Annotated in this window: 12 protein-coding genes; 2 read left to right on the top strand and 10 right to left on the bottom strand. The window is 69.4% G+C overall.

All coding sequences use genetic code 11. From position 1 onward, the window contains the following. Positions 1-40: 40 nt before the first annotated feature. The 7 genes from BUB20358_RS27020 to BUB20358_RS26990 all read right to left on the bottom strand — a co-directional run bounded on the left by BUB20358_RS27020 (position 41) and on the right by BUB20358_RS26990 (position 6739). Entirely contained in the window at positions 41-1033 is a 993-nt protein-coding gene (locus BUB20358_RS27020) for a LysR family transcriptional regulator (RefSeq protein ID WP_052688673.1), read from the bottom strand. A gap of 505 nt (positions 1034-1538) precedes the next feature. Further along, the gene (locus BUB20358_RS27015; protein ID WP_035972367.1) at positions 1539-1751 is read right to left on the bottom strand and encodes a hypothetical protein; all 213 of its coding nucleotides are present in this window, start codon (positions 1749-1751) and stop codon (positions 1539-1541) included. Positions 1752-1957: 206 nt separating this feature from the next. After that, entirely contained in the window at positions 1958-2395 is a 438-nt protein-coding gene (locus BUB20358_RS27010) for a hypothetical protein (RefSeq protein ID WP_035972369.1), read from the bottom strand. Positions 2396-2610: 215 nt separating this feature from the next. Continuing rightward, the gene (locus BUB20358_RS27005) at positions 2611-3534 is read right to left on the bottom strand and encodes an ABC transporter permease (protein ID WP_006764315.1); all 924 of its coding nucleotides are present in this window, start codon (positions 3532-3534) and stop codon (positions 2611-2613) included. After that, a complete protein-coding gene (locus BUB20358_RS27000) occupies positions 3534-4400 on the bottom strand; it encodes an ABC transporter permease (RefSeq protein WP_035972374.1) in 867 nt (288 codons plus the stop codon). The genes BUB20358_RS27005 and BUB20358_RS27000 overlap by 1 nt, the downstream gene beginning before the upstream one ends. Before the next feature lie 43 nt (positions 4401-4443). Continuing rightward, positions 4444-5523 (bottom strand): ABC transporter ATP-binding protein, encoded by a 1080-nt coding sequence (locus BUB20358_RS26995; protein ID WP_035972375.1) that lies wholly within the window; start codon positions 5521-5523, stop codon positions 4444-4446. 49 nt (positions 5524-5572) lie between these two features. Then, positions 5573-6739 carry an ABC transporter substrate-binding protein gene (locus BUB20358_RS26990; protein WP_006764318.1) on the bottom strand — a complete coding sequence of 389 codons (1167 nt, stop codon included), beginning with the start codon at positions 6737-6739 and terminating at the stop codon, positions 5573-5575. 539 nt (positions 6740-7278) lie between these two features. On the opposite strand from BUB20358_RS26990, the gene BUB20358_RS26985 reads away from it, so the two are divergent. Then, on the top strand, positions 7279-7983 hold the full coding sequence (locus BUB20358_RS26985) for a glutathione S-transferase N-terminal domain-containing protein (protein ID WP_006764319.1): 705 nt from the start codon (positions 7279-7281) through the stop codon (positions 7981-7983). A 104-nt stretch (positions 7984-8087) separates the two neighbouring features. Here BUB20358_RS26985 and BUB20358_RS26980 read toward each other — a convergent pair whose 3' ends face one another. Beyond that, complete coding sequence (locus tag BUB20358_RS26980) at positions 8088-8621, bottom strand: MarR family winged helix-turn-helix transcriptional regulator (protein ID WP_006764320.1); 534 nt, start codon at positions 8619-8621, stop codon at positions 8088-8090. A gap of 126 nt (positions 8622-8747) precedes the next feature. Here BUB20358_RS26980 and BUB20358_RS26975 point away from each other — a divergent pair, with 126 nt between their 5' ends. After that, positions 8748-9998, top strand: a complete 1251-nt coding sequence (locus BUB20358_RS26975) for an MFS transporter (RefSeq protein WP_035972377.1) — start codon at positions 8748-8750, stop codon at positions 9996-9998. A gap of 70 nt (positions 9999-10068) precedes the next feature. On the opposite strand, the gene cobM is transcribed toward BUB20358_RS26975, so the two are convergent. Together cobM and BUB20358_RS26965 are read right to left on the bottom strand one after the other, a co-directional pair. After that, a complete protein-coding gene (gene cobM, locus BUB20358_RS26970) occupies positions 10069-10797 on the bottom strand; it encodes a precorrin-4 C(11)-methyltransferase (protein WP_006764321.1) in 729 nt (242 codons plus the stop codon). 42 nt (positions 10798-10839) lie between these two features. Further along, positions 10840-11293 (bottom strand): precorrin-6A/cobalt-precorrin-6A reductase (locus BUB20358_RS26965; protein WP_174905155.1); only part of this gene is annotated, 454 nt, incomplete at its 5' end.

The raw sequence follows: 11293 nt of genomic DNA, 5'->3' as shown, positions 1-11293 counted from the left end.
CGGGCGTCCCGCGACGGCCGGCCGGTTCGCGCCGCGGCTGCTACGCGCATTCGGCGGCCAGCCGCTCGGCATGCGCGCGGCGCGGCTGCCGTTCGTGCCGGTCCGTTGCGCCGTGTCGGCCGGCCGGCGCATACGCGGATGCGTGGCCGCGGCAATGCGCGACCGCGAAATCGACGAAGTTGCGCACCGCGGACGTATGCGACGGCTGCTTCGCATACAGCGCCCACACCGTGCGCTCGGCATCGCGCAACGCGACGTCCGGCAGCAGTGCGCGCAGCGCGCCGCTGTCCAGCTCGGCGTCGACGAGCGCGCGCGGCAGGCGTGCGACGCCGAGCCCGGCGAGCGCCGCGCGCTTCACCGCGAGCGGCGGCTGCGGGTTCAGCACCGGCCGCAGTTCCGTGCGATACGTCGCGCCGTCGGCGTCGAACTCCCAGTTGCAGCGCGGCGCGTCGGTGCTCGGCAGCGCGTCGTGCGACGCGAGCTCCTGCGGCGTGCGCGGCGTGCCGCGCCGTGCGAGATAGTCGGGGCTCGCGACGATCGCGTCGACCATCGGCCCGAGCGGGCGGCAGACGCGCGTCGAATCGCGCAGCCGCTGTTCGGTGCCGAAGCACACGTCGAAGTCGGTCGCCGCGATGTCGGCGATGTTGTCGAACACGGTCAGCTCGAACGTCGTGCGCGGCTCGAACGCGCGGTGCGCGGCGAGCAGACCCGGCAGCCCGGTCGCCGCGAACGACGCGGACGCGGCGATCTTCAGCGTCGCGGCCGGCATGCCGGCCGCCGTCGCGACGCACGCGTCCATCGATTCGAGCAGCCGGATCAGCTCCTCGCAGTGCTGCCGGTACAGCTCGCCGGTGGACGTCAGCGACGCGCGGCGCGTCGTGCGGTCGACGAGCCGCGCGCCGAGATGATTTTCGAGCAGCGCGATGCTGCGCGTGATGACCGACGCCGACACGCCGAGCTGCTTCGCGGCTTTCGCGAAGCTGCGGTTGTCGGCCACCTTGACGAATGCGCGAATGGATGCAAGCTGATTCATCTGTCGCTCCGGGTCGGGAATGCGGATCGATCGGGCACGACGGCGGTCGTCGTGCGGTCGGCCGGCCGCGGGGCGCGCGGCATGCGCCGCCGGGACGCGCGGCACGGGTCGGGATCGAGCCGATTCGGTGAGAGGATGCGAGCAGCGTAGCGGGCGCCGCCTTACGGATGCGGGTCCCGAAGATGACATTTCTGTCATCTGGGTTCGATGCGGGGCGGATGGCGCGGACGGACGATCGCTACGGTCGGCGTTCCAAACGTGGCGCGTGTGCGGAAACGATACGGAGCAAGCATTTCGCACCCGTGAATTCGGTGCGTGGCGGACGGCGCGGAGGGGCGAGCGCTACGGACGGCGCGCACCGAACGTAGCGCGTATGGGGAAACGATACGGACGACGCATTGCGTACGGATGAAGCGCGGCTGCCGCGGGGCGGTCACCGCGACGTGCGGCGCGGCCGCGTGCGCGAACGCGATCGCGCGCGGGCCGGCATGCGATCACGCGAGCATCAGTAAGCGGACATCTCGACGCACGGGTCGACCTTCGACGGCGAGCAGACGACCGAATACTTCGCGCTTTCGCGCATCAGCGCTTCGCCTTGCCGCAGCGCGATCTTGATCTCCGGATGACGCTCGTACGCGAGGAATGCCGAGCACACGACCGCGGACATCACGACGACGGAAAACAGGAATTTTTCGAGGGCTTGAAAACGTTCGGGCATGATTCGACCTTTCTTCAAGCCCGCGATTATAGCCAAAAATAAGGGTTTTCCCTATATCGTCGCACCTATACGTCAGATGAATTCAGGCGATGGATGCCGCACGTTGCGGCCGTTTTTCGTGATCGGCGGCGCGATGCGGTAAAGGCGCTGTGTGAACGCGCGCCGGCGGGCTCCGCGGTGTGCGACGCGCGCCGGCGCCCTGCCCGTCACTGACGCGCCGACGCGCCACTCGCCGCGTTGCCCGGCCACGCATTGCCGATCTTGTCGATCAGCGACTTCGCGGCGCCTGTCGCGAGCGCGGCGTCGACGCCCGACGTCTGCCACGAGCCGTCGGCCGCCTGCACGAACGTCAGGTTCGCGCGCGACGGCGCGTAATCGGTATTGCGCCACGTGACGACGACGTCGCACGCATACGTGCGCTCGCGCAGTTTTCGGCAGTCGCCGTCGGGCTTCGCGGAGATCACGTCGGCCGACACCGGCAGCGGCTGGCCGAACAGCGCATTCAACCCGCCGTGATTTTCCGCTTCGAGCGCGCGGCGCACCGCGGCGTCGACATCGGTGGATCCGGGGCCGTCGTGGAGCAGATTGCAGGCGGCAAGCAGGGACGACGCACAGCCGAGCGTCAGTAGCGTGGGCAACTTCATGGATATCCGTCTATCGGTGAACGTCGGACGGCGAGTGGCGATGCGCGAACGCGTCGCCGAGCCGGTACGCCGCGTAGTCTGCAACGTCCGCGCGGCGTTCGCGGTATCCATTTGTAACGAATTGCACGGCATGCGTGCGGCGCGCGCCGCCGAGCCGATGCAACGGCATGGCGGCCTCGCGCCGCCGCGCGTTCGGCTGCATCGGTCGGCCGAGTCTACTGCCGCTCCTGCTTCACGCGGCTGACGAGCTGCGTCGGGCTCACGAACTGCAGCGCGATCACGACCCACACGAGCGTGATCGCCATGTAGATCATCGCCATCGCGTCGATCGACTGCGGCGCGCGCACGCCGGTCGAGAACACCGCGTAGTACAGCGCGACGACGAGCGTCTGCGTGCTCGGGCCCGCGGTGAAGAACGTCAGCTCGAACATCCCGATCGTGCGCACGAGCACGAGCAGCCCGGCCGCGAGCATGCCGGGCACGAGCAGCGGCAGCAGCACGTAGCGGAAATAGCGCCACGTGTTCGCGCCGAAGATGCGCGCGGCGGCTTCGAGGTTCGGGTCGATCTGCTCGATGAACGGCGTCATCACGAGGATCACGAACGGCAGCGCCGGCACCAGATTCGCGAGGATCACGCCCGACAGCGTGCCGGCGAGCCCGACCTTGTACATCACGGTCGCCATCGGAATCCCGTACGTGACCGGCGGCACCATCAGCGGCAGCAGAAACACCAGCAGCGCGAAGCGCTTGCCGCGAAACTGCACGCGCGCGAGCGCATAAGCGGCCGGCACGCCGAGCGCGACCGACAGCAGCACGACCGCGCCGACCACTTCGACGGTCACCCACAGCACGCTCGCGAGCTGGAAGTCCTCCCATGCCTTCGCGTACCAGTGCAGCGTGAAGCCTTGCGGCAGCGGCGTGCCGAACCAGCGCGTCGCGATCGAGTTCACCGCGACCGTCGCGATCAGCAGCATCACGTTCAGCAGGAAGAACGCCATCAGCGCCCACACGAACGCCTTCCATGCGCGTCCGGCGAGCGCGCTGCGCATCTTCTGCGGCTTCATCGCGTGCGCGGGCCGCGCATCGGGCGGCGTCTGCTTCGGCGGCCACGCACGCGCGGCATGATTGTCGGTCGCCATCAGCCCTTGCCTCCCGTCACCGGACCCGTATAGAAGAACCGGCGCGCGCCGAGCATCGACGCGACCACCAGCAGCTGCACGAAACCCATCACGATCGCGATCGCCGACGCGAGCGAATAGTCGTAGCTCTCGAACGCCGCTTCGGCCGCCGCGATCGAGATCACGCGCGTCGGCCCGGCCGGCGCGCCGAGCAGCACGGCCGACGGAAACACCGAGAACGCCTGCACGAACGACAGGCACGCGGCCATCGTGAGCCCCGGCACGAGCAGCGGCAGATAGATCTGCCGGAACTGCTGCCACGGATTCGCGCCAAGCGTCGCGGCCGCGCGCGCGAGCGTCGGGTCGATCCCGCTGATGTACGACAGCATCAGCAGGAACGCGAACGGAAAGCCCGACACGATCAGCGACAGCAGCACGCCCCAGTAGTTGTGCGTGAGGCGCACTTCGTCCGTATACAGATGCAGCGCCTGAAGCGCCTGCGGAAACCAGCCGTTCGGGCCGAAGTACGTGAGCATCCCGTCCGCGACGAGCACGGTGCCGAGCGTGACCGGAATCACGAGCAGCGTCGTCACGAACTTCTGATACGGCGAATTGCGGCGCAGCGCGAACGCGACCGGCACCGACACGCCGACGTTGATCAGCGTCGCCGGCACCGCGAGCTTCAGCGTGACGAGCACGGTCGGCCACATCGCCGCGTCGGTGAAGAACTGCACGTAGTTCGCGAGCGCGCCGCCGCCGTTCGTCGGCTGGAACGACAGCACGAGGCCGTACGCGAACGGATAGATGAACAGCGCGACGATGAACGCGAGCGCGGGCGTGACGAGCCACGCCTTCGCGTCGCGCGGCGCGGCGGCGAGCGTGCTCATGCGGCCTCCCGGCATGCGCGCGATGCGCGAAGCGCGCCGCGGCTCATTGCGCGTCTCCCGCGTAGACGAGCGTGCGCGACGGCGCGACGCGCAGCCGCAGCCGTTCGTGTTGCACGAACTCGCCGGCCACGCGCGCCCAGATCGCGCCGAACGGCGTGGTCGCCCGGATCAGCGAATCGCGGCCGCCGTATTCGACCGTGTCGACCGTCGCGTCGAACGCGTTGTCGCCGCCGTCGTCCGCGCGCTCGACGTCGTCGGGGCGCAGCGCGACGACCACGTCCTTGCCGTCGAAGCCGGCCATCGGCACGCCGGTCAGCTGCACGCCGCCGGCGGCGACGCGCACGTAGTCGCCGGCCGTTCCTTCGAGCGTGAACGGCAGCACGTTGCGATAGCCCATGAAGCGCGCGACGTGCAGGTTGTGCGGACGCGTATAGACGTCCTTCGGCGATGCGACCTGCTGAACGACGCCCTCCTTCATCACGACGATCCGGTCGGCCATCGACAGCGCCTCGTCCTGATCGTGCGTCACGTAGATCGTCGCGCGCTCGAGCTGCGTGTGGATGCGGCGGATCTCGGCGCGCATCTCGATGCGCAGCTTCGTGTCGAGGTTCGACAGCGGCTCGTCCATCAGCACGAGCGGCGGCTCGATCACGATCGCGCGCGCGATCGCGACGCGCTGCTGCTGGCCGCCCGACAACTGACCCGGCAGCTTGCCCTCGTGGCCGACGAGCTGCACGAGCTCGAGCGCCTGCTGCGCGCGTCGCCGCGTTTCCTGCTTCGACACGCCGCGCATCTTCAGCCCGAAGCCGACGTTGTCGAGCACCGACATGTGCGGAAACAGCGCGTAGTTCTGGAACACCATCCCGAAGCCGCGGCGCTCGGGCGGCAGCACGTCGATGCGCGTGTCGTCGAGCCAGATGCCGCCGCGCGTGAGCGGCTGCAGCCCCGCGATGCAGTTCAGCGCGGTCGACTTGCCGCAGCCCGACGGGCCGAGCAGCGCGATGAATTCGCCGCGCCGGATTTCGAGATCGAGCCCGTCGAGCGCGGCCACCTGCGCGCCCTCCGTGTTGGTGAAGCTGCGGCACACGCCGTCGAGCCGCAACCGTTCGAAACTGTGCTTCATTCAGCGCACTCCGTCGACGCGGGCGCGAACGCGCCCGCGGGTTCAACCGTCACTTCGATTTCTGCGAGCCGATCTCGCGGTCCCACTTCTGAAACGCGGCCACCATCGCCTGCGCGCTGAGCGGCTGCACGTGCGGACGATCCGCGAGCAGCTTCGCGTATTCGGGGCGGCCGAACTTGCGGAGCACCTCCTGGCTGTGCGCGGGCGCCATCTCGAGCGTCACGCCCTTGACCGCCGGGCCCGGATAGAAGTAGCCGTCGTCGTAGGTCATCGCCTGCTGCGGCGGTTCGAGCAGGAAGTTCATCAGCTTGAACAGCACGTCGAGCTTCTCTTTCGGCACGCCCTTCGGGATCACCATGTAGTGCGCGTCGTTGACCCACGTCATGTTGTCGAACGCCTGGATCCGGAAGTCGGCCGGCACGATGCCGAGCGCGCGCGGATTGATGTCCCACCCGGTGACGGTCACGGTCATGTCGCGCGTGCCTTCGCCGAGCTCCTTCATCACCGCCGACGTGCCGCCCGGGTAGTACGGAATGCAGTCGTTGAGCTGCTTCAGATACGCCCAGGTCTTGTCCCAGCCGTTGATCGGATCCTGCGGGTTCTTGTCGCCGAGCACGTACGGCAGCCCCATCAGGAACGTGCGGCCGGGGCCCGAGTTGGCCGGCCGCGCATAGATCAGCTTGTTCGGATGCGCTTTGCACCATGCGAGCAGCTGCTCGGGCGTCTTCGGCGGATGGTCGACCTTCGCCGGGTTGTATTCGAGCAGCGGGCCGGCCGGCATGTACGTGACTTCGAGGCCGAAGCCCTGCGCGAGATCCTGCATCTTGCGCGGGCCCGGCGCGTACTTGTCGAGCACGCCGGGGAACGCGCCCGCATTGTCGGGCAGCAGCTTCAGCCACAGGTTCTGTTCGATGCCGGCGGCCAGCGCGTCGGTGCCGGTCAGCACGAGATCGATGTCCGAGCGCCCCGCCGCCTGCATCGCCTTGATCTTGCCCGGCAGCTGCGGCGCGGGCGCGTTCGTGAACGTGACGTTCGACACGAGGTTCGGGTTCTTTTCCCTGAACGCTTCGATGGCCTTCTGCGTGAGCTGCAGGTTGCCCGCGACGTCGACGACGTTCAGCGATACGGGCGCCGCGACGGCGGCGGCAGCCGACAGCGCGAAGCCCAGTGCGGCGGCAATGCGGGAAGCCCGGCGTGCGATCGTGGTGGTGTTCATGTCTCCTCTCTGCGGTCAGTGGATGGGACCATTCTTTCGGGAAATCATGACGGCGTTATACGATGTCGGTCAACAAAAAACCATCGCGCGGAGGGCGGGACTTTCCCTGACAAATTCCTTGCCGTTGCGACTCGTTTCGTTCGAATCCGCCGCCTGTCGCGCATTCGGGCCGTCTGCCGGTTTCGTGTTGCGACGTCATATCTCTGCGCGCCGCATGTCGGGCCGGCTCGCAGGTGCTCGAAGCGAGTCTGCCGACAGCGCGGCGATCGCGACACACCGTTGCGCATCGCCCGCGCGAACGTCTGCCCGCATGATCCGCCGGAACCCGAACCGGCGCGATTCGGGCCTTTCCCGGACAGCAGCGACGTGCGCGCATCCGCGTCGATCGAATGCGCGTCGGCCGCGCCGGCACGCGCTGCAGCGTTTTTCGAGATCGGCTACAGTGGGCGCCTTGACGCGGCCAGCCATGTCCGACGTGCGTTTTGCACGTCGGCTTGCGCGGGCCGCACACGATTCTTCCGACAACCAGCGAACTCGCCATGTCCGATCTGTCCGCCTTCCCGATTACGCAAAAGTGGCCGGCCCAGCACCCCGACCGTCTCCAGCTCTACTCGCTGCCGACGCCGAACGGCGTCAAGGTGTCGATCATGCTCGAGGAAACCGGCCTGCCGTACGAGCCGCACCTCGTGCGCTTCGACACGAACGACCAGTTCTCGCCGGCGTTCCTGTCGCTGAACCCGAACAACAAGATCCCGGCGATCCTCGATCCGGACGGCCCCGGCGGCAAGCCGCTCGCGCTGTTCGAATCCGGCGCGATCCTGATCTATCTGGCCGACAAGACCGGCCGGCTGATTCCGCAGGATCCGGCCGGCCGCTACGAGACGATCCAGTGGGTGATGTTCCAGATGGGCGGGATCGGCCCGATGTTCGGCCAGCTCGGCTTCTTCCACAAGTTCGCGGGCCGCGAGTACGAGGACAAGCGTCCGCGCGACCGCTACGTCGACGAATCGAAGCGCCTGCTCGGCGTGCTCGACCGGCATCTCGCGAACCGCGAATGGATGATGGGCGACACGTACACGATCGCGGACATCGCGATCTTCCCGTGGGTGCGCAACCTCGTCGGCTTCTATGAAGCGGGCGATCTGGTCGGCTTCGGCGACTTCCGCCACGTCGCGCGTGCGCTCGACGCGTTCGTCGCGCGCCCGGCCGTCGCGCGCGGGCTGAACATCCCGGCGCGCGGGTAAGCGATGCGGCGGGCGCCATGTGCGGCCCGCCGCTCGTGCCGACAGCCCGCCGCATTGCGCGGCGGGCATTTCTGTTTATGCGCGACGGCCGCGTTCCGCCGCCGCTACGTTCGTTCCGGCTGCGGCGCCGCGCGGTCGCCTTCGCCTTCGCTTGCGCCCAGCCCGGCGAGCAGCTTCTCCAGCAATTGCGCGAGTTGCGCCTGTTCCGCGTCCGACAGCGCGGCGAGTATCGCGCGCTGATTGTCGACGTGCGCGACGACCGCATCGTCGATCAGCGCGCGCCCGGCTTCCGTCAGCGCGACCAGCGTGCCGCGGCCGTCCGCCGGATTCGGCCGGCGCTCGACCCAGCCGGCCTTCTGCAACCTGTCGATGCGCGCGGTCATCCCGCCCGACGACATCATCAGCGCGTCGTACAGCGCGGTCGGCGTCAGCGCGAACGGCGCGCCGCTGCGCCGCAGCGTCGCCAGCACGTCGAATTCGCCCGGCTGCATCCCGTAGCGCGCGAACAGCGGATTCAGACGGTCGCGCGCGATCACGAGCGCCGCTTCCTGCAGGCGCCCCATCACCAGCATCGACGACGCATCGAGGTCCGGACGCTCGACGCGCCATTGCTCGACCGCATGTGCGGCTCGATCCATTAACCCTCCTCGCTCCGGTAGTTATCTTGACGTCGAGATAAATCGGCATTTATCTTGACGGCGAGATACTTTACCGCAAAAGCGTGCGGCATCCCGATGCGGCGCGCACCGATACGAGGGCCGTCGATGAATCGCTTCTCTTCCCCCGGATGGCGGCTGGCCGCCATCGTGCTCGTCGGACTGAACCTGCGCCCGGCGCTCGCGGCCGTCGGTCCGCTGCTCGACATGATTCAGCACGCGACCGGCATCGGCGACGGCGCGGCAAGTCTGCTGACGACGATCCCGATCCTGCTGATGGGGCTCGGCGCGCTGGGGGCGACGCGCGTGCAGCGCATAACCGGCCTCGCACGCGGCGTCGGCGTCGGCGTCGTGCTGATCGGGCTCGCATGCGGGTCGCGCGTCGGCGCGCAGCACGCGTGGCTGCTGCTCGCGAGCGCCGGCTGCGCGGGCGTCGGGATCGCGATCGTGCAGGCGCTGCTGCCCGGCTTCGTGAAAGCGCATTTCGCGACGCGCGCCGGCGCCGCGATGGGCGTCTATTCGACGTCGATCATGGGCGGCGCGGTGCTCGCGAGCGTCATCGCGCCGCTCGTCGCCGCCCGCTGCGGATGGCTCGTCGCGCTCGCGGGCTGGGCGCTGCCGGCTGCGATCGCCGCGCTCGCGTGGCCGCTCGCGAGCCGCGGCGGCGACACGCGCGGCGCGGCGGCCCGAGATGCGCGCAGCGCATCCGAATCGCGTGCGACGGAGCCGATGAAGGCGACGAAAGCAACGACAGCGACGACGGCAACGAACACGATGCGCCCCGCGCGGTCGCCGCGCACATGGCGGCTCGCGGCGTTCTTCGGCATCGCGACAGGCGCGTACACGCTCGTGCTCGCGTGGCTGCCGCCGTTCTACATGCGGCTCGGCTGGTCGCCGGCGGCGGCCGGCGGTCTGCTCGGCGGCGTGACGCTCGCGGAAGTCGTCGCCGGCCTGACGATCTCCGCGACGATCGACCGGCTGCCCGATCGGCGACCCGCACTGCACGCGGCGATCGCATCGTTGTTCGCCGGGCTGGTCGCGCTGCTGAGCGCGCCCGATGCGCTCGCGTGGCCGGCCGCGCTGCTGCTCGGCGCCGGCATCGGCGCGCTGTTTCCGCTGTCGCTGATCGTCACGATCGATCATGCGGCGACGCCGGCCGAGGCCGCGTCGCTGACCGGCTTCGTGCAGGGCATCGGCTATCTGATCGCGGCGCTGTTTCCGTTTGCGGCCGGCGTCGCGCGCGAGCGTCTCGCGGATCTCGCGCCCGCGTGGATCGCGATGGCCTGCCTGTGCGTCGTGCTGAGCGTGCTCGCGGCCGGTTTCGGGCCGCACGTCGCGCGGCAAATGACGCGCGCGTGACGGGCGGTGACGCGCGCCGCGACGCACGACATGCGCGCTGCGGGATGCCCGGATCGCGGCCGGTCGGCGCTCAGTCCGCGCTCGCGTAAAGCGTCGAATCCGCGAATCCTTCGGCGTCGAGCACGCGCCCGATCAGGATCAGCGCGGTTCGCTCGATAGGCGTGTCGCGCACCTTGTCGACGATGTCGGCGAGCGTGCCGGTCACGCGCGCCTCGTCGGGCCAGCTCGCGCGATAGATCACGGCGACCGGACAGTCGGCGCCGTAATGCGGCAGCACGTCGTCGACGATGCGTGCCAGATGCCGCACGCCGAGATGGATCGCGAGCGTCGCGCGATGCGCGGCGAGCGAGCCGAGCGCCTCGCCTGCCGGCATCGTCGTCTTGCCCGCATAGCGCGTGAGGATCACCGTCTGCGCGACGCCCGGCAGCGTCAGCTCGACGCCGAGCGACGCCGCGCACGCGGCCGTCGCCGTCACGCCCGGCACGATCTCGTACGGAATGCCGAGCGCGTTCAGCCGGCGAATCTGCTCGCCGATCGCGCCGTACAGCGACGGGTCGCCCGAATGCACGCGCGCGACGTCCTGCCCTTTCGCATGCGCGTCGGCGAGCAGCGCGACGATCGCGTCGAGGTCGAGCTCGGCCGTATTGACCACCTGCTGCGCGCGATGGCCGTCGAGCACGGCGGCCGGCACGAGCGAGCCCGCATACAGGATCACCGGGCACGTGCGCACGAGGCGCTGGCCTTTCACCGTGATCAGCTCGGGGTCGCCGGGGCCGGCGCCGATGAAGTACACCGTCATCGAGAAATCTCCGTCAATTCGTTGAGCGACCGTGCGCGCGCATCACGCGCGTGCGGCCGCATCGAGCGCGTCGAGCAGCGCGGCGGCCGAGTCGAACGTGCGGTCGGCATCGGGCAGCGTCGGCCGGCGCAGCATCACGACCGGCAGCCTGCGCTCGCGCGCGACGTCGAGCTTCGCTTCGGTCGCGGCGCCGCCGCTGTTCTTGCTGACGACGACGTCGATGCCCGCGAGCGCGAACAGCGCGCGTTCGCCGTCGAGCGTAAACGGCCCGCGTGCGGCGACGATCTGCGCGCGCGCGTTGCCCGGATGCGGGTCGAGGCAGCGCACGAGCCAGAACTGGTGCGGCGGGATCGCGTCGAGATGCGCAAGCGGCTCGCGGCCGAGCGTAAACAGCGGCCGCCGAAACGGCGCGAGCGCGGCCTCGATGCCGGCCCAGTCGTCGACCATCCGCCAGTCGTCGCCGGGCCGCGGCACCCACGGCGCGCGGCGCAGCGCC

Source organism: Burkholderia dolosa (genome assembly GCF_902499135.1).
Lineage (GTDB): Bacteria > Pseudomonadota > Gammaproteobacteria > Burkholderiales > Burkholderiaceae > Burkholderia > Burkholderia dolosa.
This window is presented reverse-complemented; position numbering and strand designations above follow the sequence as displayed.